This is a genomic window from Gaetbulibacter aestuarii (assembly GCF_039537665.1).
In the GTDB taxonomy this organism is placed as follows: domain Bacteria; phylum Bacteroidota; class Bacteroidia; order Flavobacteriales; family Flavobacteriaceae; genus Gaetbulibacter_A; species Gaetbulibacter_A aestuarii.
The window spans coordinates 644882-668546 of sequence record NZ_BAABAY010000001.1; the positions used below are offsets into that span (position 1 = coordinate 644882).

General features: G+C 36.5%; 23 protein-coding genes. 7 read left to right on the top strand and 16 right to left on the bottom strand.

What is annotated here, in order from left to right; all coding sequences use genetic code 11:
• Positions 1–164: 164 nt before the first annotated feature.
• From ABD682_RS02790 to trhO, 7 genes are all read right to left on the bottom strand, one after another.
• The gene (locus tag ABD682_RS02790) at positions 165–818 is read right to left on the bottom strand and encodes a CoA transferase subunit B (protein ID WP_344738765.1); all 654 of its coding nucleotides are present in this window, start codon (positions 816–818) and stop codon (positions 165–167) included.
• Between the two features lie 50 nt (positions 819–868).
• Positions 869–1570, bottom strand: coding sequence for a CoA transferase subunit A (locus tag ABD682_RS02795; RefSeq protein WP_344738767.1), 702 nt, complete (start codon positions 1568–1570; stop codon positions 869–871).
• A 109-nt stretch (positions 1571–1679) separates the two neighbouring features.
• Complete coding sequence (locus ABD682_RS02800; RefSeq protein WP_344738769.1) at positions 1680–4019, bottom strand: penicillin-binding protein 1A; 2340 nt, start codon at positions 4017–4019, stop codon at positions 1680–1682.
• A 50-nt stretch (positions 4020–4069) separates the two neighbouring features.
• The gene (locus ABD682_RS02805) at positions 4070–4564 is read right to left on the bottom strand and encodes a gliding motility lipoprotein GldH (RefSeq protein ID WP_344738771.1); all 495 of its coding nucleotides are present in this window, start codon (positions 4562–4564) and stop codon (positions 4070–4072) included.
• Entirely contained in the window at positions 4551–5747 is a 1197-nt protein-coding gene (locus ABD682_RS02810; RefSeq protein WP_344738773.1) for a PSP1 domain-containing protein, read from the bottom strand. Before ABD682_RS02810 ends, ABD682_RS02805 begins: the two co-directional genes overlap by 14 nt.
• 144 nt (positions 5748–5891) lie before the next feature.
• Positions 5892–6830, bottom strand: a complete 939-nt coding sequence (locus tag ABD682_RS02815; RefSeq protein ID WP_344738775.1) for a radical SAM protein — start codon at positions 6828–6830, stop codon at positions 5892–5894.
• A 65-nt stretch (positions 6831–6895) separates the two neighbouring features.
• Positions 6896–7966 carry an oxygen-dependent tRNA uridine(34) hydroxylase TrhO gene (gene trhO / locus ABD682_RS02820; RefSeq protein ID WP_344738777.1) on the bottom strand — a complete coding sequence of 357 codons (1071 nt, stop codon included), beginning with the start codon at positions 7964–7966 and terminating at the stop codon, positions 6896–6898.
• Positions 7967–8342: 376 nt separating this feature from the next.
• On the opposite strand from trhO, the gene recA reads away from it, so the two are divergent.
• From recA to ABD682_RS02840, 4 genes are all read left to right on the top strand, one after another.
• Complete coding sequence (gene recA, locus ABD682_RS02825) at positions 8343–9350, top strand: recombinase RecA (RefSeq protein ID WP_344738779.1); 1008 nt, start codon at positions 8343–8345, stop codon at positions 9348–9350.
• Positions 9351–9447: 97 nt separating this feature from the next.
• Positions 9448–9852: a hypothetical protein gene (locus ABD682_RS02830; RefSeq protein ID WP_344738781.1), complete on the top strand. Its 405-nt coding sequence runs from the start codon at positions 9448–9450 to the stop codon at positions 9850–9852.
• A gap of 27 nt (positions 9853–9879) precedes the next feature.
• Positions 9880–10419: an RNA polymerase sigma factor gene (locus ABD682_RS02835; protein ID WP_344738783.1), complete on the top strand. Its 540-nt coding sequence runs from the start codon at positions 9880–9882 to the stop codon at positions 10417–10419.
• A gap of 2 nt (positions 10420–10421) precedes the next feature.
• Positions 10422–11969 (top strand): hypothetical protein, encoded by a 1548-nt coding sequence (locus tag ABD682_RS02840; RefSeq protein ID WP_344738785.1) that lies wholly within the window; start codon positions 10422–10424, stop codon positions 11967–11969.
• An 80-nt stretch (positions 11970–12049) separates the two neighbouring features.
• Here ABD682_RS02840 and ABD682_RS02845 read toward each other — a convergent pair whose 3' ends face one another.
• Positions 12050–12787: a lysophospholipid acyltransferase family protein gene (locus tag ABD682_RS02845; RefSeq protein ID WP_344738787.1), complete on the bottom strand. Its 738-nt coding sequence runs from the start codon at positions 12785–12787 to the stop codon at positions 12050–12052.
• A gap of 65 nt (positions 12788–12852) precedes the next feature.
• Between ABD682_RS02845 and ABD682_RS02850 the strand changes: the two genes are divergently transcribed.
• A complete protein-coding gene (locus tag ABD682_RS02850; RefSeq protein ID WP_344738789.1) occupies positions 12853–13095 on the top strand; it encodes a GlsB/YeaQ/YmgE family stress response membrane protein in 243 nt (80 codons plus the stop codon).
• 86 nt (positions 13096–13181) lie between these two features.
• The gene (trpS, locus tag ABD682_RS02855; protein WP_344738791.1) at positions 13182–14150 is read left to right on the top strand and encodes a tryptophan--tRNA ligase; all 969 of its coding nucleotides are present in this window, start codon (positions 13182–13184) and stop codon (positions 14148–14150) included.
• 11 nt (positions 14151–14161) lie between these two features.
• Here trpS and dprA read toward each other — a convergent pair whose 3' ends face one another.
• Positions 14162–15265, bottom strand: a complete 1104-nt coding sequence (gene dprA, locus ABD682_RS02860; RefSeq protein WP_344738793.1) for a DNA-processing protein DprA — start codon at positions 15263–15265, stop codon at positions 14162–14164.
• Between the two features lie 107 nt (positions 15266–15372).
• On the opposite strand from dprA, the gene ABD682_RS02865 reads away from it, so the two are divergent.
• Positions 15373–16308: an HU domain-containing protein gene (locus ABD682_RS02865; RefSeq protein WP_344738795.1), complete on the top strand. Its 936-nt coding sequence runs from the start codon at positions 15373–15375 to the stop codon at positions 16306–16308.
• Positions 16309–16754: 446 nt separating this feature from the next.
• Here the strand turns inward: ABD682_RS02865 and ABD682_RS02870 are convergent, their stop codons facing one another.
• The 7 genes from ABD682_RS02870 to ABD682_RS02900 all read right to left on the bottom strand — a co-directional run bounded on the left by ABD682_RS02870 (position 16755) and on the right by ABD682_RS02900 (position 23576).
• The gene (locus tag ABD682_RS02870; protein ID WP_344738797.1) at positions 16755–16907 is read right to left on the bottom strand and encodes a hypothetical protein; all 153 of its coding nucleotides are present in this window, start codon (positions 16905–16907) and stop codon (positions 16755–16757) included.
• 1021 nt (positions 16908–17928) lie between these two features.
• On the bottom strand, positions 17929–19011 hold the full coding sequence (locus ABD682_RS02875; protein WP_344738799.1) for a hypothetical protein: 1083 nt from the start codon (positions 19009–19011) through the stop codon (positions 17929–17931).
• Positions 19012–19195: 184 nt separating this feature from the next.
• The gene (locus tag ABD682_RS02880; RefSeq protein ID WP_344738801.1) at positions 19196–21343 is read right to left on the bottom strand and encodes a peptidase domain-containing ABC transporter; all 2148 of its coding nucleotides are present in this window, start codon (positions 21341–21343) and stop codon (positions 19196–19198) included.
• Positions 21344–21900: 557 nt separating this feature from the next.
• Entirely contained in the window at positions 21901–22584 is a 684-nt protein-coding gene (locus tag ABD682_RS02885; RefSeq protein ID WP_344738803.1) for a CPBP family intramembrane glutamic endopeptidase, read from the bottom strand.
• Between the two features lie 423 nt (positions 22585–23007).
• Positions 23008–23160, bottom strand: coding sequence for a hypothetical protein (locus tag ABD682_RS02890; RefSeq protein ID WP_344738805.1), 153 nt, complete (start codon positions 23158–23160; stop codon positions 23008–23010).
• A gap of 18 nt (positions 23161–23178) precedes the next feature.
• On the bottom strand, positions 23179–23343 hold the full coding sequence (locus ABD682_RS02895; RefSeq protein ID WP_344738807.1) for a hypothetical protein: 165 nt from the start codon (positions 23341–23343) through the stop codon (positions 23179–23181).
• Positions 23344–23375: 32 nt separating this feature from the next.
• Complete coding sequence (locus ABD682_RS02900) at positions 23376–23576, bottom strand: hypothetical protein (RefSeq protein WP_344738809.1); 201 nt, start codon at positions 23574–23576, stop codon at positions 23376–23378.
• Positions 23577–23665: the final 89 nt, after the last annotated feature.

A 23665-nucleotide genomic window follows, 5' to 3' on the forward strand; every position in this document is an offset into this window, starting at 1 on the left:
CTAAAATTTATGGTAGATTTGAAACAATCTATATGATTAATTGGTTAACTTGGGTGATGCTAATATCATACATTTTTTCAAAATATCAGATAAAAAACATATAAAATCGATAAAATGCAATATTTTTTAACATTTTACCGATTTTTCAGTCTATTTTGAATGTTTTATAGCAGCATTTGAGGAATGTCTCCCTCAACAATTAAGGTTCCTTCTGTTGCTTTTATGATGTCTTCCACGGTAACCCCCGGCGCGCGTTCCAACAATTTGAAACCTTTTTCAGTAACTTCAATCACGGCCATATTGGTTACAATCTTTTTAACGCAGTGTACTCCGGTTAACGGTAGTGTACATGATTTTAATAATTTAGACTCACCATGTTTGTTTGTGTGCATCATTGCCACAATAATATTTTCAGCACTGGCCACAAGATCCATAGCACCGCCCATACCTTTAACCATTTTACCGGGAATTTTCCAGTTGGCGATATCACCATTTTCAGCCACTTCCATCGCACCAAGAATTGTAAGATCGACGTGTTGCCCGCGGATCATTGAAAAACTCATAGCGGAATCGAAAAAGCTTGCTCCGGGTAGGGTTGTGATGGTTTGCTTTCCTGCATTTATAACATCGGCATCTTCCTCGCCTTCGTAGGGAAAAGGTCCCATACCCAGCACCCCATTTTCACTTTGAAATTCAACTTCAATATCGTCGCGTACATAGTTGGCTACCAGCGTGGGAATTCCTATTCCCAAATTAACATAAAAGCCATCTTGAACTTCTCTGGCGATGCGTTTTGCTATTCCGTTTTTATCTAACATGTTGTTTGTTTTTTTATTGAGATTCCTGCCTTCGCAGGAATGACGTTTAATTATTCTCTTGGTCTGGTGGTGCGTTGCTCTATGCGCTTTTCATATTTTTTACCTTGGAAAATACGTTGCACAAATATGCCGGGGATATGGATATGATTGGGATCCAATTCGCCGGGTGCTACCAGTTCCTCCACCTCGGCCACTGTAATAGTTGCGGCGCCACACATATTAGGGTTAAAATTTCTGGCCGTTCCTTTAAAGATCAAATTACCGGCTTCATCACCTTTCCAGGCTTTTACAAACGCAAAATCGGCTTTAAAGGCGTGTTCCAGAACGTACATTTTACCCTTAAATTCGCGGGTTTCTTTTCCTTCAGCCACTTCAGTTCCATAACCTGCAGGCGTAAAAACAGCCGGTATTCCGGCTTGCGCTGCACGACAACGTTCGGCCAATGTTCCCTGTGGAATAAGCTCTACTTCCAATTCTCCTGAAAGCATCTGACGTTCGAACTCATCATTCTCACCCACATAAGATGACACCATTTTTTTAACCTGCTTTTTTTGGAGTAACAGGCCCAGACCAAAATCGTCTACACCCGCATTATTGGAAATACAGGTAAGGCCTTTTACGCCCAATTTTACCAAATGCGCAATGGCGTTCTCAGGGATTCCGCTAAGGCCAAAACCACCCAACATGAAAGTCATATTATCTTTAACACCTTTTAAGGCTTCTTCAACGGAAGCTACTTTTTTGTTTATCATTTTGAATTAATTGCATTTTTTACTCTCTAAAATTACGAAATAAAAAAGCCATTCTAAAAAAAGAATGGCTTTCAAATATTGAATTATACCTTATTTTTTAACGGGAATATTAATTAAAATCCAGGTCGTCCGGAAGTGGTTCCTTTTCATTGGTTTTGTCTTCCGTGGGTTTTGTGCAATCCACATTTATGGTGAGATTTTCGGGTGCTTCAAATTCGCCTTTCGATACATTGAGATCCTCATCCGCATAACAGCTTTTCATGTATAACGCCCAGATCGGTAAGGCCATCGATGCCCCCTGACCGTAAGTAATGGTGCGGAAATGTACCGCACGATCTTCACCGCCTACCCAAACCCCGGTAACCAGATTGGGCACCATGCCCATAAACCACCCATCACTTTGGTTTTGTGTGGTTCCGGTTTTACCTGCGATAGGATTGTCAAATTGATAGGGGTATCCGGTAATAATTTCTTTATAAACGGGTTGATTCACCCCAAAGGTATGGCGTAAACGCGTTCCCGAGCCTCCTTCGGTTACACCTTCCAAAAGTTTAACAGTCACATAAGCTGTTTCGGCACTTAATACATCGCGGGTCTCCGGTTTGAACTGATATAAAATGGTACCGTTCTTGTCTTCGATACTGGTTACCATCACCGGTTTGGTATATACCCCTTTATTAGCAAAGGTGGCAAATGCACCAACCATTTCGTAAATACTGAGATCAGCCGTTCCTAAGGCGATTGAAGGTACCGCCGGAATATCCGATTCTACGCCCATTTTATGAGCCAGATCTACTACAGGTTGCGGACCAACTTTATCAATTAGTCGCGCGGTAATCGTGTTAACAGAGTTTGCCAAAGCATTTTTCAGGGTGCGTTTTCCGCCGTAATCATCATCCCCACCGGAATTTTTAGGACACCATTGTTCCGGGTTTCCAAACTTATTCTTTTCTATACAGAAAGGTGTATCGGGGAATTCATCACAAGGTGATAAATGTAACTGATCGATAGCTGTTGCATAGACAAAAGGTTTGAAGGTAGAGCCTACCTGACGACGCCCCTGTTTTACCATATCGTATTGGAAATTTCGGTAATTGATACCGCCCACCCAGGCCTTAACATGACCCGTTTGTGGGTCCATAGACATCATTCCGGCTCGTAAAAACGATTTGTAATATCGCATAGAATCGATAGGTTTCATAATGGTATCGATCTCAGTTGCCAGACCATCTTTCCACGCAAATATTCTGGTCTGTGTCGCTTTATAAAAAGATTCTTCAATCTCTTTATCATCCTTTTTAAGATCGTATTTCATATGACGCCAACGTTCTGATTGTCGCATTGATCGATGCATCAGATCCTTAATTTCCGATTGATCCAACTCTAAAAACGGAGCCGTTGGATTTCGATCCGGAGTGTTTTGATGATCGAATTCCTTTTGTAAACGTGGCATATGTTTTTGAACGGCCTCTTCCGCATACTTTTGCATACGGGAATCGATGGTCGTGTAGATTTTTAATCCGTCGTTATACAAACTCCAACGCGTGCCGTCCGGTTTCGGATTGTTCTTGATCCAGTCTTTCATAAAGCCATCCAGATATGCTCTAAAATAGGTAGCAATACCGTCGCGGTGTGATTGTGGTGTATATTTTAGATCCAGAGGCGTAGCTTGCAGTGAATCTTTTTGTTGCTCACTGATGTAACCATATTTATACATCTGAGCCAGAACCACATTTCGACGATTCTTAACACCTTCCGGATTTCTTCTTGGGTTATATAGCGCTGAGTTTTTAAACATGCCTACCAGCATGGCTGATTCTTTGATGTTCAAGTCGCGCGGTTCTTTATCAAAATAAATACTGGCTGCACTGCGAATGCCATCAGCATTATTTAAGAAATCGTAAATGTTGAAGTATTGGGCAATGATCTCATTCTTGGTATACTGACGTTCGAGTTTCGCGGCAATGATCCATTCTTTTACTTTTTGAAAGGCACGCTGCAGTTTACTATCCGAAACCTGAACGGTAAATAATTGCTTGGCCAACTGTTGCGAAATAGTACTGGCACCGCCGCCTGAGCCTAATTTAAAAATAGCACGAAGCGTTCCGCGGGCGTCAATTCCGGAGTGACTTCTATAACGCGCATCTTCCGTAGCAATTAGCGCATCTACCAAATGTTGTGGTAATTCATTGTATGATACCGGTGTACGGTTATCATTCAGATAGAATTTCCCAAGGGTTTTTCCGTCTGAAGAAATAATTTCTGTTGCTAAATTGGTCTTTGGGTTTTCCAGAACCGTATAATCCGGTAATTCTCCGAAAACACCCCAGGATGCCAATAAAAAGATCAGTACGATCGACAGAATTCCTACTGAAAACAGGATCCAGAACCAACGTACATAAACTGAGAAGTTTTCGGTTTTTTTGTTGCTTTTTTTTGTTTTTGCCATCGTTAAAGTCGCCTACATTTGGAGCAGCTTGCTATTTAAACAGGTTATTGTTATTCTTTCGTTGTCTTTTCAATTCTAAATCCAACATCGGTGATCCCTTCCAAAGCTTCTACACCATCAACCTTGCCATTCTCGCGCATGGCTTGTTGAATTTTTACGGTATAATCTCCGGATTCTGCAAAAACCACCCCTTCTTTATACCACAATTTATTTTCTTTAATATCTGTCATGCCTTCGCCGAGTAACTTTCCACTAGGATCGGCCATACGATATTCCAACGTATCTTTTATAATTTTTCCGTGAGGAAAATCCATTTCAACAATCAAATACAAATTGCTGTATTTATAAGCTTCTGTATTTCGAAGGTTAATGAACAGGTTATACGGTTTTATAGAATCCGGTGGCGTAATATTAAAACTCACAATGGAGTCTTTATGCCATTTGTTTGGAACCGATTTATAAACGTCGTAAACACTTTTGGAATCGCAGGAAACATAAAGCAAACCTAAAGCTAACAACCATAAAAGCACATTAATTTGACGCATTCTTACTCTTTTGAGGTTTTCTTTTATTGTTACTCGATTTATTTCTGCTTTTATTTCTGCCTTTACTCTTTTTACGTTTTTTATGACGTTTTGGACTATCAAAACGCGTTAAACTGTCTTGTCCCACAACGTTTTCAAAGTCGGTTTTAGTATTTTGGGCCAGATCTAAAGCAAATTCTTCTAAACTGGCAATAGGTTTGTTCTTTTCATTGGCCTCGATAATATCATTGGCCTGTTGCGCGGTGATCTTGTGCCAGTTCGACCATTCGCCTTCATAGGCATACCACATGAAACCGCTGAAAATATCTGTTTTCTGACAAACTGCAATACCTTTTTCTGTTTTAAGTTTGATGTCTGTTTTTGGAAAATCTTTCAAAGCATCGAGATAAGCATCCAACTCGTAGTTCAAACAGCATTTTAATTTTCCGCACTGGCCTGCCAGTTTTTGAGGATTCAAAGATAATTGTTGGTAGCGCGCTGCCGAGGTACTTACCGATCGAAAATCGGTCAACCATGTAGAACAACACAATTCACGACCACAAGAACCAATACCACCAAGTCGCGCCGCCTCCTGGCGAAATCCTACCTGTTTCATTTCAATACGGGTGCGAAATTCACGTGCGAACACTTTAATAAGTTCTCTAAAATCAACGCGTTCTTCAGCCGTGTAATAAAACGTTGCCTTACTGGCATCGCCTTGAAACTCGATATCTGATATCTTCATTTGCAGACGCAGATCAATAGCAAACTGACGCGCTTTAACCTTCATCGGTTCTTCACGCTCACGAGCTTTGGTCCAGACATCAATATCTTTTTGAGTCGCTTTTCTGTATATCTTGAGCGTATCCTCTGGTTTGGTGGAGATATTCTTGCGCTTCATTTGAACACGTACCAATTCCCCCGTAAGGGTAACCATACCGATATCGTGCCCTGCAGACGCCTGAGTTGCTACAATATCTCCAATGGATAATGTAAGGTTCTCAGTATTTTTATAATAGTGTTTTCTTCCGTTTTTGTACCGTACTTCAACCCAATCAAAAGGCTGTTCTCCATTAGGAAGCGACATGTTCGCTAACCAATCAAACACCGTTAGTTTATTACAACTATCTGTTCCACAAGTCCCGTTGTTCTTGCAGCCTCTTGGTTGGCCATTGGTTCCAGTTGAACAACTGTTACAAGCCATAAAGTTTATGTTGGTTCCAATTAGAACACTTGTTCTATTGGAAGTAAGGTTAATATTTGTTTGCTTTCATGGTAAAATTATGATTTACCACATTTTACTTCGTAAATATAAGATTATTATAAGAGACTATAAAAGTATAGCGCTTTAATTAAAATTTACTTCGTAATCAAGCCGTCCTGATGTTTCTGTAAATTCCTTTTTTGATTTAAATACATTGGCAAGAAGTAATTTACCCCATCCAATTCTTTTACTAAAATCATTGAATGTTTCTTCTCTCCAATTAAATCCGTCTTTCCAAAAACTTATTGGAGAAACATAACAAAACGTGTAATCATATATAAAACTTGCTTCATTAACTTTTTTAGACGACAAAATAGAATTGGGTGCGAGCAATGTAATTTTATTGCTTTTACATGTTCCTTCTATTTTTTTCATCACCTTTGGATAATCTTCAACTAAACTGCTAATATCAAAATTATTGTATTCCGTATTTCCTATTTTTCTAATGGGTCGAATTTGAAGAAAATCCATACTTTCTGGATTAAAGTTATCAAAAAAATCTTCTAACTCGTAAAAGTTATCTTTATTAAACGTGTAGTTTACACGAACTTTGAAATCGTATTTTTTCTTATATTTTCCTAAAAGATTTAGAGCATTTTGAAATTTCTCATAATCGCCTTTACCCATAAAACTTTCATACGTTTTTTTGGTTACTCCGTGTAACGAAATAGTAAATTCGTTTAACCCAGCTTTAACTAGATCCTCTATGGAATCCTCTGTAAGTAAATTAGCATTTGTTGTTAATGAAATATAGGGCACTTTATTGCGCTTTCCTAAAGCAATTAATTCTGGTAGCCTTTTGTATAAAGTGGGCTCAGTACCACAGCCCACCTGAAGTTTTAATGCTCTAGGAAAAACAACTTCAGCAACCCGTTCAAGTTCTTCCTGCTTAAACTGTCCCTTTAATTTCTTTACATAATCTTTATCGGTAAAATAACACATTTTACAACGTAAGTTACAAGCTAAAACAGGATCTAAATTTACCGATAAATACCGTTTATTAAATTTATGGAGAATGTACAATCCCAGAAATTTAATTCTATGGTTTTTTATCCGTTTATTTAGTTGTAAAATCTTGTAAAAGTTCATTATCGTCTTTTGTTAAAGACCTCGAAAATATTCCGTAAATCTTTTTTGTACGGTAGGTGATCTGCCCTGCCTTTTTTGAAAATGTCATTGCTATTGCCCTGACCTTTCCGTAGTGCTTTTTGCTCTTCATAAGGCAAAGCGTGGATCTCTTTACAGGTTTCTGAACAGCAATTATCCATGGCCTCTTTACAGGCATCACATTGAATGAACAACAAGTGACAGGCGTCGTTCGCACAGTTGGTATGCGTGTCGCAAGGCGCACCACACTGATGACAATGGGCAATAATATCGTCGCTTATTTTTTCTGAGCGGCGTTCATCAAAAACAAAGTTCTTACCGAGATACTTGTTTTCTAAGCCTAATGCTTTTACTTGTCGGGCATATTCAATAATACCGCCTTCCAGTTGGTATACTCTTTTAAAGCCCTTGTGTTTAAAATAAGCACTGGCCTTTTCGCAGCGGATCCCTCCGGTGCAATACATTACCAGATTCTTATCTTCTTTATGTTCTTTAAGATCTTCTTCAATAATATCAAGGGATTCTCTAAAGGTATCCACATCAGGTGTTACAGCATTTTTAAAATGACCGATCTCACTTTCATAGTGATTACGCATATCAACCAAAACCGTGTTCTCATCATCGATAAGCTCATTGAACTTTTGAGCGTCTACATGAACGCCTTTATTTCTAACATCAAAAGTATCATCGTTCAAGCCATCGGCTACAATTTTCGGACGCACTTTTATCTTCAATTTTAAGAAGGACATATTGTCTTGCTCAATGGCAATATTCAGGCGAACGCCGTTTAAAAAATCGATAGCGTCTAAATGCTTTTTGAAAGCTTCAAAATTGTCGGCAGGTAATGATAATTGGGCATTGATGCCTTCATAAGCTACATAAATGCGACCCAGAACGTCTAATTGGTTCCAAACAATGAATAGTTGATCGCGAAATTCCCGGGGGTTTTCAATTTTAGCGTATTTGTAGAAAGATAGCGTCAATCGATCCTTACCGGCTTTTTCGATCAATGCGGCTCTTTCTTTAGCGCTTAAGGTGTTGTACAGTTGCATGCTATACTTAATTTAAGGTTAAAGAATTTATTTTGAAGGGCAAAAATACAATTTTTATGCGATAATCGAGATTAAATTCCTTTAAGGCTACCCTCAAAATCAAACTTTTGCCTTTTAAAAAACCTTATTTTCCTGTCCGTAGGCATTAAACTAAAAAAGCACTTAAAAATTAAGTGCTTTGGCAGTCTGCGGAAAAATAAATGAGATCTCGACTAAATCAACTTTGAATATCCACAGAAAATTCAAGGGTTTCATAACAAAATCTTTCCCTTTTATTATGAGATGCAAATTGTTTATAAAGGTTGCGTTTTAGTATTGTATCCTGAGAAAAGAAATGGTATTTTAGCTGCACAAATCTTACAAATCCTTTTGAATAATGAGCAGTGAAAAAGAAGCAAAATTAAAAGCACTAAAACTTACTTTAGATAAATTAGATAAGACCTACGGCAAGGGAACCGTAATGAAAATGAGCGATTCCGCGGTTGTAGATGTTGAAGCAATTCCATCCGGATCACTCGGATTGGATATTGCCCTTGGTGTTGGCGGTTATCCTCGTGGCCGCGTGGTAGAAATTTACGGACCAGAATCTTCGGGTAAAACAACCTTAACCTTGCATGCTATTGCCGAAGCTCAAAAAGCCGGTGGCATTGCCGCTTTTATTGATGCAGAACATGCTTTCGATCGTTTTTATGCTGAGAAGTTAGGTGTGGATATTGACAACCTTATCATTTCGCAACCCGATAATGGGGAGCAAGCTTTGGAGATCGCTGATAACCTGATCCGGTCCGGGGCCATTGATATTGTAGTAATCGATTCTGTTGCTGCCTTAACACCGAAAAGTGAAATTGAAGGTGAGATGGGCGATTCAAAAATGGGATTACACGCCCGTTTGATGTCTCAAGCCCTTCGTAAATTAACCGCTTCGATTAGTAAGACCAATTGTACGGTAATGTTTATTAATCAATTGCGTGAAAAGATCGGGGTGATGTTCGGAAATCCGGAAACCACGACCGGTGGTAACGCCTTAAAATTTTATGCTTCTGTGCGCCTGGATATTCGTCGTTCAACACAAATAAAAGATAGTAACGGTAATATATTGGGTAATAAAACACGTGTGAAAATTGTGAAAAACAAAGTAGCACCACCCTTCAAAATGGCCGAATTCGATATCATGTACGGTACCGGTGTGAGTAAAGAAGGTGAGATCCTGGATATTGCTGTTGAAAACGATATTGTTAAAAAAAGTGGCTCCTGGTTTAGTTATGGAGATACTAAACTTGGTCAAGGTCGTGATGCTGTGAAAGAACTTATAAAGGACAATCCGGAACTGATGGAAGAACTTGAAGAAAAAGTTCGGGAAATCATGAAGGAAGCAACTTCATAAAAATTAAAAAGCCCGTTTATCGGGCTTTTTTTATATCCTACGCAACCTTTTTATATTTTTATCATCTAACAAATGAAAGCCTAACTGTTTATTTGTTATGAAAAGGTTTATTTTAATTTCGATTTTATTCGTGCTTTTGGCTTCTTGCAGTAAGGATGATTATCCCGTATGTAAAACTGATTTTATGCCGGTAGAAAATGTGGATATTCCTCAAGAGTTTGCATTAGGAGAGGTTTATCCGATTACCGTTTATTATTATCAACCTACTTCTTGTTATAAACTATTCGATCTTTATTATCGAATAGACAATAACATACGTATTGTTGCCCCAATTAATTGTGTTGAAAGTGGTAATTGTGAACAGCTAGATAATGTGTTAGCCGACGTTACTTTTAACTTTTTAGTAACCAGCAACGGGTCTTATGTTTTTAAATTCTGGCAAGGAAAAGACAGTAATGGAGATGATGTTTATTTAACCATTGAAGTACCGGTAACAGGATAAGATTTTTAATAACAAATACAGGTTAATTTGAGTTTAAAGGAACTCATAGAAAGGTGCAAATCTCAGGATACCAAGGCACAGGGTGAGTTATACTCGCGTTTTGCGAGCAAACTTTTTTCTGTCTGTTTGAAGTATTCCAGAAATTACACCGAAGCGGAAGATAATTTGCAAGACGCTTTTTTAACCATTTTTAAAAAGGTTCATCAATATCAAAACAAAGGGGCTTTTGAAGGTTGGTTAAAACGTATTGTTATTAATACCGTTTTACAGCGTTACCGAAAGGAGAAGGTCTTTGATATCGTAAATGAGAACACCACAGAAGCAGAAGAGGTGGAAATTGAAGAGACTCCGGTGTCTTTGGATTTTTTGCTTGAAATCATTCAAAAATTACCCGACCGGTATCGCCTTGTATTTAACCTTTATGTACTTGACGGTTACTCGCATAAAGAGATTGCTGACATGCTGGACATTAGTGAAGGCACCTCAAAATCGAATCTGTCTCGAGCACGACAAATTTTGAAAAAAGATATTGAAACCCATAATACTTCGGTAAAGATTAATGCATAACAATGAGTGATAAAAAGCACATAGACCGATTATTCCAGGAAAGCTTCAAAGATTTTGAGGCCCAACCGGACGATGCTGTTTGGAAACGCATTGAGGCCAAACTGGATAAAAAGAAAAAACGGCGCGTGATCCCGATCTGGTGGCAATATGCCGGCGTGGCTGCCCTTTTAGCGCTGTTATTAAGCTTAGGTTATTCCTATTTTAATACGGAAGAACTTCCGGAACAAAACAGGATCGTAAACGAGGAGCAAAATAATATGCCTCAGAAATCTACGGAATCTTCACAGGACGGCAATAATACCATTACGCCCCAAACTTCAGAAGATCTATTGCCTGAAAACAACCTGACTGAAGAGCAAAAAATAGCTTCTGAAAATAACGCAGAAAATAAACAAATGAATACTTCGGATAATCAAAAAACGAATAGAAATGAGGCTAATACAAAACGGGTGAATTCTCAAAAAGCGCCGGCCAATACTTCGGCCATTGCCACAAATGAAAAGATGAAAACTTCTTCAGAGGATTCTGATTATTCCGCGAATTCTGTTGAAGAACAAAAGATTCAGAAGGATTCAAAAACTATCTTAAAAAACAACACCAAAGCTGAATCCTCCGCTGTGGCCATTAATAAACAATCAGAAACTTCAGAAGAAGCAGACAAAAATTCCGCTTTAGCGATAAATAATACGAAAGATAAAAACATCCAAAAACAAGATGCTGCTTTGGTTATAGCAGAAAACAATCCAAAAAATAAAAAAAGTATAGAAGACGCTATTAACGATATAAACACGACTCGTGAAAAAGAAGAAGACGACGGTTTGAACAGGTGGAGTATTGCTGCTAATGCTGCACCTGTTTATTTTAATTCGCTTGGCCCGGGTTCGGCTATCGATGCCCAATTCAACGGAAATTCTAAAACGGGTGAACTCAATATGAGTTACGGTATTTCTGCAAGTTATGCGTTGAACAAAAAACTTCGTGTTCGCTCCGGAGTTAACAAGGTATCCCTAGGTTACAAAACCAATGATGTTGTGGTATTCCAATCTGCCGGTATTAATTATACCACATCGAAACTGGCCTTCGTATCGAAACCTCAACCCGCTAATTTTTCCGGTTTAGGAAGTGCTGATAACACCACCTTTACGAGTGCTACAACCATTAATTCCGTGCGACCTGAATCCGCAACTTCTAATGCTGCGATCGATCAAACCTTCGGTTATATTGAAATTCCGCTGGAACTGGAATACGCACTTCTTAGTAAACGTTTTGGCATACGTGTTATTGGCGGTTTTAGTACTTTATTTTTAAGTAATAATGCCGTATATACTGAATCGGAAGCCGGAAGAACCTATTTGGGGGAAGCCAACAACATGAACAACACGAGTTATTCGGGTAATTTTGGATTGGGCTTTAGTTATGGTGTAAGTAAAAAATTAGATCTGAACATTGAACCTTTATTAAAATATCAATTCAATTCGTTCAACAGAACTGCAGGTGAATTCCAACCGTTTTTCATTGGTGTTTACACAGGCTTGTCTATAAAGTTTTAAATCTTTGGTTAGATGCGAACCTCGGTTTTTTTCCTTCAAAATCAGGTTCGGGAAACTGCCTTCCCCCGAGGGCAGTTTTTTTATTTTTCATTTGCTATTAAATCCTCTAATATAATGTCCCTTGCCTTATTGCTTAAAGCTTTTGTATCCTGAATGGTCAATCCTTCAGGATAGAGAAAGTTGTGGATTCTGGCTCTCAAAATACCTGGACCGCCACTAAAAAAGATATAAGAAAACCGCTTTTTATTATCCAGAAAAGTAATGGGTACGATAGGTATTTGATGGTTTATGGAAAGTCGGAAAGCACCATCTTTGAAGGTATCCAGAACAATGCGTTCATCAGGAACGCCGCCTTCGGGAAATATACAGATGCTTAAACCGGAACGTAAACGCTTTTGAGCCCTCATAAAAACAGCTTGCCTACTTTTTGCTGAACTTCGATCGACCAAAATACAAGTACGTTTATAGAAAAACCCGAACAGAGGAATTTTAGCCAACTCCTTTTTACCAACGAAAACAAAAGGATTTTTTATTAAAACCAACATCAGCATGATATCGATCATCGATGTATGATTCGCGATAAATACATAGCTTTTATTTGTTTCCGGAATTTGATCTTTAACGAACTTACAGTGAAATCCCATGCCTATTAAAATAAATCGAGCCCATAGGCGCGCCAGTTTAAAAAAGTAAGGATACCAGGATTCTTTTGAAATGGAAATAAGCAGAATAGGAAACAGAACGATGATAGGAACTGCAACCAAAATGTAAAACCAAATCCGATAAAGAATCCAAAAAATATATTTGAAGATGCGCATGACGTTCAAAAGTAATATTATAAATTGATTATCTTTAATACCATTAACTATAAAATTTTATCATTATGAGTTTACTTTATGCCCTACTCATTGGAGCTATAGCCGGATGGCTAGCAGGAAAATTAATGAAAGGTGGCGGTTTTGGCCTCGTTCTAAATATCATTATTGGTATTGTAGGCGGTGTTGTAGGGAATTGGATATTTGCCAAACTTGGCGTGGCCATTGGCAATGGTCTTATTAGTGACGTGATAACAGGCGCCATTGGTGCGTGTGTGATTTTATTTATTGCAGGTCTGTTTAAAAAATAGCCCCGTTCCAAAAATTTTTAAAAAGTGGCTCAGGCCACTTTTTTTATTGGGCAACTTATCAGTAAATTTGCCCTTTAAACTAAGTCATGGCAAGAATACTAACAGGTATACAAAGTACAGGAACCCCACATTTGGGTAATATTTTAGGCGCCATTATGCCGGCCATTGAAATGGCGAATGATCCGAAGAACGATTCGTTCTTATTTATCGCCAATTTGCACACCTTAACACAGATAAAAGATGCCGACCTATTGCGAAGTAACACCTACTCTACTGCAGCTACCTGGCTGGCCTTTGGGTTGGATACTACAAAAACAGTGTTTTACCGTCAGAGTGATGTGCCTCAGGTTACGGAACTCACGTGGTATCTCAGCTGTTTTTTTCCGTATCAACGCCTCACCCTGGCGCACAGTTTTAAAGATAAAGCCGACCGTTTAGAAGATGTAAATTCCGGTTTGTTTACCTACCCGATGCTCATGGCAGCTGATATTTTGATGTATGATGCCAACATTATTCCGGTAGGAAAAGATCAGTTACAGCATATTGAAATGACTCGTGATGTGGCTTCGCGATTTCATGCAAAAATGGGCGAAACTTTTGTAATGCCTGAAGGTAAAATTCAGGAAAACACCATGCTTATTCCCGGTACTGATGGTGAGAAAATGAGTAAAAGTCGCAACAATACGATCAATATTTTTCTTCCGGAAAAAAAGCTTCGTAAGCAGATCATGAGTATTCAAACCGACAGTACGCCTTTGGAAGAACCGAAAGACTGGAAAACCTGTAACTGTTTTGCCTTGTATAATTTACTGGCCTCCGATGATCAGGTTGCTGAAATGAAAACCAATTATGAAGGTGGTAATTATGGTTATGGTCATGCTAAGGAAGCTTTGTTCGAATTGATCATCTCTAAATTTGAAAAGCAACGAGAGCGTTATGATTTTTACATGAGTAACCTTGGAGAAATTGACAATGTTCTGGCGCATGGCGCGGAAAAAGCCAAAGTTGTTGCCGATGATGTTCTGAATCGTGTACGTGAAAAGGTAGGTTATTAATTCTGAGTAGATTAAATAACTTCAAATAATTTTCCGGGCAAAGGCCGAATAACACCTTTAAGTTCCATATTTAATAGAGTGCCGGCTACTTTAAAAATGGGTAGATCGCAATTTATAGCAATAGTATCCAACTGTTGCTTATCGTTTTCCTTTAAATAAGTATAAATCGCCTTTTCCTCCGCATCCAATTCTACAAACAACTGTTTTTGTATCGCCGGTTTTTGTTTAGAACCTAAATCCCAACCCAAAATATAGGGCACATCCAGGGGTGTAGTAAGCATATTGGCTCGTTGATGCTTTATAAGGTTGTTACAGCCTTCACTCAAACCATCTGTGACCCTGCCCGGTACAGCAAAAACTTCGCGATTATAGGAATTTGCGATATCCGCCGTAACCAGACTCCCTCCTTTTTTAGCAGATTCGATTACAATCGTAGCCTCGCTTAAACCGGCGATCACCCTGTTTCGTTTTAAAAAATTCTTCTTATCAAAGGTATCTGTGCTCCAAAATTCGGTTAAAAAACCCCCATGCGTTTCCATTTGAGCCATATATTTTTTATGAACTTTAGGGTAGATCGTGTGCAAACCATGTGCTAAACAGCCTATGGTTTGAAGTTTGTGTTGCATAGCGGCCTTATGTGCTGTAATATCGGTTCCGTAAGCAAAACCTGAAACGATGATGGGATCATAAACTGCCAGTGTTTCAATAAGATCCTCACAAAAAGCCACACCACTGTTGGTAATCTTACGTGTACCTACGATACTAATGATGTGCTTTTTATCTAAATCGATATTTCCGGTTTGGAATAATAAAATGGGACCGTCAATGCAATGCTTCAGCTTTTCCGGGTAGTTTTCGTCTTCAAAATAAAAAACGTTCAACCCTTCATTTTCAATAAAACGCAATTCTTCCTCGGCTTCTTTAAAATAGTTCCTTTCTGAAATCGCCTGAACGATCAACGTGCCAATGCCGTTTATTTTTAAAAGATTTTGTTTTGATTCTTTCAGCACAGCTTCCGCAGAACCACAATGAGTGATGAGTCGCTTGGCCGTAATATCGCCAATATTAGGAATATGCTGGAGGGCCAGCGTGTAAAGTAGGTCTGTTTCTGTCATGTTTGGGGGACATGGATTAATGGTTTACAAGTAACGGAATTTTGAGGTGTTAATAAATAGTTCCTCGTAAATTTTATTAGATACCAAATTTTTCTAAATTTGTTTTCATGCAACTTGAAACCTACATAAGCGATTTACTGTACCGTTACGAATGTGTTACTATTCCTGAATTTGGAGCTTTTTTAACACAACCTGTTTCGGCTACGATTTCCGAAGAAACACAAGCCTTTTATCCACCAAAAAAAGTATTGTCGTTTAACGAACAATTACAAAATAATGATGGATTATTGGCTCATTATATCGCTGATGTCGAGAAAATTCCATTCGAAGTTGCAAGCAACAAGGTTGCAAAACGCGTTAAGATTCTTAAAAGTTATCTGACACAGGGTGAAATCCTGACTTTTAAGAATATCGGGGAAATGACCTTGAACAATGCCGGTAAGATCCAGTTTGAACCAACGTACCAGTTAAATTACTTAACCGATGCTTTTGGATTATCTGAATTTATATCGCCGGAGATCCAACGTGAAACGTATGTTGAAACGGTTCAGAAGTTAGAAGAAACAACACCTATTACCATCACAACCAAAAAACGTGATGCAACTCCATTTTTAAAATATGCTGCCATCGCGGTGATCGCTTTAACTCTAGGTGGTATTGGTGGTTCAAGATATTATATCAACCAAATTGAGCGCCATAATCAGATCGCTCAGGAGGAGGCCGACCAACAGTTGGAATCTCAGATCCAGCAAGCTACATTCGATCTCAACACCTTACCGTCTATCACCTTAAACGTGACTAAACAAACGGGGAATTATCACATTGTAGCCGGTGCATTCCGCATTGAAGCCAACTGTGATAAAAAGGTGAAGCAGCTTAAAGAAAAAGGTTACAGCGCGTATAAAATCGGGGTAAACAAATACGGTTTACACGAGGTGGTTTACGCCAGTTATGAGGACCGTTTAGAAGCCTTACGCGCCCTTAGAGAGATCAAAAAAGAAGATAATCCTGCCGCCTGGTTGAAGGTTCAGAAACTGGATTAGTCTACACAATTTATCTTAATTCTGCTCTAGTAAGTATCTCTGAATCACAATTACAACTGCTGTAAAGGTAACCACTAACTAATCCTTACTGTTTGGGAAATAGTTTAATTGGATGAATTTGAAATTATGACTTTCTAAACAACTTTTAACCTTATCTAAAAATTTAATATATTCTTCGTGCTTTTTCTTGAATAATACTTTTCCGATGATACCCCATCTCCAATTTTTTAACAAGTAAATGTGTCGATCTGAATCTGGTATTAATTTAACGGAGTAAAAAATATTCCTTTTCAATAATATATTTTTTTTTGAAATTGGATTTATTTCTTTATCCGATAAATTGTGCTCCTTAATAACTTCAAAAAGACTTTTCATTCTTTTACTTTTATTTTCCCAATATAGAGAATATTAATTAAAAGATTAGACTCATATAAAGGTATAGAAGACTACATTCCTTTCATTATACAAGCACCTCCTACTACCATTCCGTAGGCAATTGCTAAAGTACCAAAAGATAAGGCTCCAAGAATAAGCATAGTTGCCCCTGCGCTTACCATTTCTGAATGAGTGCACGGCGTTCCTCCTTGAATTCCTTCCATTTGTTTAAATTCCATTTTTTTCATGAGATTTGGGTTTAAGTTTACTTTTTAAATAAACCCAGGTAAAAAAGTAAAATTGAATTTTCCAAAACAAACACATGGTTATCATAGTTTTATGCCTAAACAAAAAATAAATCATCGACAAACAGTACAACCAACTTAAGTCTAAAGGCTATAATGCCTATAAAATAGGCGTTAACAAATACGATTTACACGAGGTGGTTTACGCCAGTTACGAGGACCGTTTAGAAGCCTAACGCGCCCTTAGAGAGATCAAAAAAGAAGATAATCCTGCCGCCTGGTTGAAGGTTCAGAAACTGGATTAGTTTCTGACTGATTATTATCCTGGTAAAAACAACAAATCTCAGTCAAACCAAGGTCAGAAGACGATTTTCTAACATTTTTTAAACCTTACACCTCCTCAAACCTAGTCGTTTTATAGAAATATATCAAACTGATCAGATATGTAATTAAGCCAAAAGAAAAGGCAACGCCTAAGGTAGGTAAAAGTGCCTTTTTTAAAACGAAAATTGCATAATACCCAGGTAAAGTTACGGACAAAAAACCTATCACCCAGGCTTTGGATGACAGGTATTTTGGTTTTATTAAGGTGTTACATTGCGGACATGACCACTTTGAAAAATTCGACATCAAAAAAATTTTTTTGAGAGGTTGTTTCTTTTTGCAAATCGGACAACTGAAATGATGCTTCATAAAAAATTTTGAATCAAATAATTATCATTTTGTTTTAATCCTTGAATCCCCTGCAAAGAAAGCGCATAGATAAAACGATGAGATAAACCACCACAATTTGAATAAGAAAAGATAAACTGTAGGGTTCATTAAGGTAATCATAATCTTCCTTTGAAAAAAAATAGATTCCTATTAAGTAGTTTATTAAATTGTAAATCATGACACCCACGGCGACCCAAATAAAATTAATAACATGTTTTTTCATTTTTAAAATCAAGTATCTATATGAAGGTGGTTTTTTTAATAATATTCTTTTTTGAATTGGCTTTTAATGCAATATTTGACCTCCAAGAATCACATTTTTGTTTCTTAGGCTACTCTCCGAGCTAAATGATCGCACAACAAAGGATAGCTTGATGTTTTCTGCCAAAATAAGCCCTACGGAAAGTTGACCAAAAGAAAATTTTGAGTTTTCTATGCCCAGATTTTCCTGATACGTGTCGGTTCCAAAAATTCTATTAGTATTAAAATTCATAAAAAATCGTAAGGCATTGTTACTTAATGAGGCATCGGCGTAAACGTCTAATCCAAAAGAAATACTCCCTGCGAAGTCGTCTGTCGTAGTGCCAAACTCAGGAAAATCTGCTGCGCCTTTTGCAACAAATCTTGAAATTAAATTATATTGAAAATTTCTTGAATGAATATATGCTAGGGGATATTCTAATGTTAGAACCGTATTACCGCCATAACTAGCCAATCGTTGAAACGCCTCTTCCTCTTTTGCAATGTCGTTATCCTCCGAAGAACTACTCGAAATCATAGAGCCGAGACTCACCCTAAAGATTCCCAAATTGCCACTTACTAATTCCGAGTATAGGGAACCCGCATTGTTTCCAAAGGTAAAACCAGTATTATTTAAAACCTGAAAGCGATTTTTTGAATCTTCATAAATAATATTGAATAGGGCTCGTGACCGTTTTGAACCAAAATTTAAAAAGTTAAATCTTTTATATTGTAAATAATCTTTTACGTAAATGGCATATAAAGAATCCTGCTTAAAATTAAATTTCTTTAATTCTGATTGAATCGTTTTCATGCGTTTCATTTTAGCAACTACCACAGAATCGGGATATCTGTTTGCCGGAATTGAGTCAATAGAATTGTTGTATAAATCGTTGGTAATTGAGGTCAATTCCGCTTCTAAAATGCTAATATCTGTTTGATTATAATTGAACTGAATGATTTCAGGTGTTTTAAAAACGTTCTTTTCGTGACCCTTTACTATAATTTTAGCTTTGGGCATGACATTTTCGTCAATTTCAGGTGAAACGTTCTTTATTTTAATACCATTTGTTTGGCTCTTTGCCACGAATGTTATTAATAATAAGGCAATGGTCAAGTAATTTTTCATATTGTAGGTTTTTAGGTTAATTCAGAGCTCACAGATACGCATCCATAAAATAAATTTTTACAGGAAGTATGATGACCTAAAATTGAAAAAACAAACCGAAATATCTTACATTAAGATGCTGATTTTTAAACAACTGGTGTAAAAAAATAGAAATAAGGTCGACAAACGGTAAAATTGAAAGTCATTATAACGACTGTTCCTGCCACAGATTAAAATAATGGTGCTTTTTTGAATAAAGATCTTCGTGTGTTCCTTGTTCCAAAACCTTACCATTTTTCAAAACAACTATGCCATCAGCTTGAATTACGGTACTTAATCTATGTGCAATAATTATTATTGTTTTTTGCTGTTTTCGAAGGTGAGTAATTGCTTTTTTAATATAATTCTCTGATTGGCTATCTAAAGAAGAAGTTGCCTCATCTAAAACTAAAATTTCAGGATTTTTATAAAGTGCTCTTGCTATAGCAATACGTTGTTTTTGACCCCCGGATAGTGTGGCTCCATTTTCCCCAAGGTAGGTGCCAAAACCATGGGGTAAAGACTCTATAAAATTTAAAATGCCTATAGACTTGCAAACACTTATTACATTTTCCATATTAGGAGAAAACTCTCCAACAGCAATATTTTCGACAACATTTCCTGCAAACAAATCGATTTTTTGGGGAACAACACTAACTAAATTTCTTAAGCTATCATTATCGATATATTTCAAATCCAGACCACCAATAGTAATTTTACCAGATTGAATCGGGTATATGTTTTGAAGTAAAGACATTAATGTTGATTTCCCAGAGCCACTCTCACCTACAATCGCCGTAATTTTACCTTTTGGAATCGTGAGGTTAAAATCCTTAAAAACCTCAACTCTAGATCCATAACGAAACCTTACGTCTGTAAACTGAATATCGCCTATTTTTTCTTTAATAAGTTTTATGCGTTGCTTAGAATCTTCTTGGTCAAGATCCATTATTTCAAATAAACGATCTGCAGCGATCAAGGCATTTTGTATTTGTTTATTGGAACTTATTAAACTGGCCGCTGGTCCCGTAAAATACCCTATGATAGCATAAAATGATAAAAGTTCTCCTGCGGTTATATCATTATCAATAACAAAATAGGAGCCAATCCACAACAAAATAATGGTGAACAATTGCGAGATAAATCCAGAACTCGTTCCCGAAAAAACAGTATTCAATGCCGACTTATAGCCAATTAGTAATAAACTTATAAAGCTGGTTTCTGTTTTAATATTTGCAAAACGCTCCAATCCAAACCGTTTAATTGTACTCACTGCATTCAGAGATTCCACTAACTGACTTTCAAGATCAGCACTTCGTTCCATGATCCTTCGTTCTGCTTTTTTGTTTAATTTATTTGAAATAAAATAAATAATCGTGTAGAGCGGGATAACCAGGACCATAATCAGGGCTAGCTTCCAATAGTAAAAAAACATAATTCCGAAGGAAAACAAAATGATCAGAAAATTAACCGTTAGGTTTAATGCAACACCATTTATAAAGGTTCGGATTTTTACAGCATCATTGATTCTGGAAATAATCTCTCCTACACGCATTGTATCAAAAAATTGTTGAGGTAATTTTAGTAAATGTTTGTAGTAGCCTAAAATAAGCCTGGCATCAATTTGTTGTCCCGTTTTTATCAAAAAAATATCCTTAAAAACACCGATAATTAATTGTAATACAAGGAGACCCAGCATAATAATACCGAGTAAATTAAGAAGTCCTTTGTTGCCACCGATCAAAACAAAATCGGTTAGTTTTTGAATATAAATTGATGTTGAAAATCCCAATAAGGTATACACAATAGCGCCAACAAAGGCTTGTATTAAAATATATTTATGAGGTTGAAGTAAAAACCAAAACCGTTTAAAAACGGAAACTTTTTGATTCCCTGAAACAAAAGTATCTTTTGGCATTAGTAGGACCAAAACGCCACTCCACTCATCTAAAAAACTCGCCAAAGGTTTTTTTTCAAGTTTTCCGGAGCCCGGATCCATAAGTGTTATTTCCTTTTTATGAACGCCGTAAATAACGACATAATGATGCCATTTTTTTTTAATGACCACATGTGCAATGGTGGGTTTGGGTATTTTGAAAAGACTGTCTGAATCGCCTCGAACACCTTTAGCCTCAAAGCCTATTTTTTCAGCGGCCTCAATAAGGCCTAAAACATTGGTGCCTTTTTTATCTGTACTTGCGTACTGACGAATTCTTGCTATAGGCACTTGTAACTTGTAATGTGCAGCCACAGAGGCCAAGCATGCAGCACCACAATCTGTAATATCGTGTTGTTTGATAGTGATTTTTGCCATATTATATTTTATATGACAATTATAGAAGTTACCACTGCAATAAAATTGCAGTGAATAATATTTATTAGAATATAATGGGAGTAATGGCGTCTAACCATTTTTATAACCATATTCTAACTTAAAAAAGCAAAAAAATTAATTTCAATTAATCAGCCATTGCTTTTCCTAAAGATTCACCGTACTCAAAAAATAGGATAGAAATAACTAGAGTTGTAATTAATAAAATTACCCAATACCAATAATAGTATTTACCTCTTTTAATCATGATTTTCTGTTTCAAATATGTTTTTGGATACTAGAAATTGCACGAAGAATTAACTTAAAATATATTATTTACCCTTTCCTAATTTTCTCCTCAAGAAATCTATTATGAGATAAATGATGTAAACTATTAAAACATTTAGTGTGAAACTAAAAAGGTCAAACTTATAAGATTCAAAGTTACTGGAAACCAATAGGGAAATGAAATTCATCATAATAACCACTAGTAATACTTTAAAAAAAATCAATAGTATATTTTTTCATTTATTTGACTGAAATTAAATCTTCTTGAGCAATCAACCTCTTAGTTGTCTTTTTGATTTATATTTTTCGAAGTAAACCCATATGGTAACGAGTAAAATGAGTTGGAAAATAAGTGCCAGAATAGAACCTTCGAATCCAAATTCCCCACCATTAATGATATTGTTATCAGATACTTCCAGTTCAACTAACGAATAAAACTCCTGACCACTCACCTTAAATCCAAAAAGTGTTTGAAAAAAATTCCAGCTAAAGTGTAGCGCTATTGGAAACCATAAATTTTTGGTATATATATAACTAATTCCCAATAGCATTCCGGCAACAAATAACTCTAGAAAAGTAAACCATGACATATTTGGATTAAAGCTATGAGCTAAAGCAAAAAGAATAGAAGAAATAAGTAGAGCGCCATATTTATTAAAAGAATATAGAGAATTTCGTAAAACATACCCCCTAAACATAATTTCTTCAGTAAAGGCAACTATTAAAAATAATAAAAAAGCCGACCATAATTTGTTCTTGTTTACATTAAAATTTTCGATCGTAACCTCCTCAAGAATTATTAAGATCAATAATCCAAGGCCTAATAAAACAAAGCCTAAAATAGTCCCAAAAATAATCTCTTTAAACCTATTCTTAACATGAAGGCCTAGGTTTATAAATGGTTCTTTATCCACAAAACTCATAAATATCCAAATAACCAAAAAAGTCCCTGCCAAGGAACATAAATTAATGATAACTTGTTGATTTGAAGTTAGGTTTTCATTGATTTGATCAAGATTTACTCCAATGAACAGGAATCCTAGAAACTGAAAAATCCCAACCATTATAAAATAGGGAAAAATAAAAAGCAATTTACGTTGCCAGCCTTCATTATTTGGGCTTTTTATTGAAAATTATATACAATATTATATATGAAATTGCGGGAACCAGATGAATAGAACAATACAAAAATTTGCTCATTACAATCCCCAATAAACTATATACTTTTCCGGAATCGCTATTAAAAAAAGGACTTATTCCACCTATAAGGAGTATTATGCTGAAAAATAAATTTATTTTTTTTGCCATTTTTAAAATTTGTAATAAATGGTTAATGTAAAATTGCATTAACCATTTAATTTATTTAGATAATTAAACTTTTAGAAGTATTTTAAGAATTTAAAAACTCCCCCTACAGTTGTAACCATTCCTATTATTTTCAATGTTGTTCCAACCGCCTTACCTATTTCGTAGGCGGTTCCGTCATGTCCGCCATTTATTACTATTTGTTCTTGAATTGTTAGTGTTTTCATAATTTTTGAATTTAATGTTTATTTGAAGCCGTCCCAAATACCTCTAAAAAAGTCTCCAATTTCGTGTACTACTTCACCAGCAGCATTATAAACGTCTTCTGCAAATTGCTTTCCAGCATAAAATGCAGTTATATCAGTTCCTCCTGAAATATCTCTTAATTCATATTCTGTTAAATTTTTCATCTTTTTGACTTATTTTAATTAGAAATTAATTTTTATCCAACGCAACCTTGCTTTGGGTAAGGAGAAGTTGAATTCTCGCCAGAAAAATATGAAATAACTCCAGCCGTGAATGAAATTGCTGAATCTATTGCATTGTCAATAAAAGGGACATCAAAACCGAAAAGTCCTCCATTAATCTTATTCAATTCTTTGGCATTCAAATCCCGAACACCAAAACTTTCTAAATTTTTCATAAATAAAATTTTAATTGTTAAACATTTATTTTTCTAAAGTCTGTTCAGGTTACGTCTAACCCTAATTACCGCGTCCGGTTAACAACTTT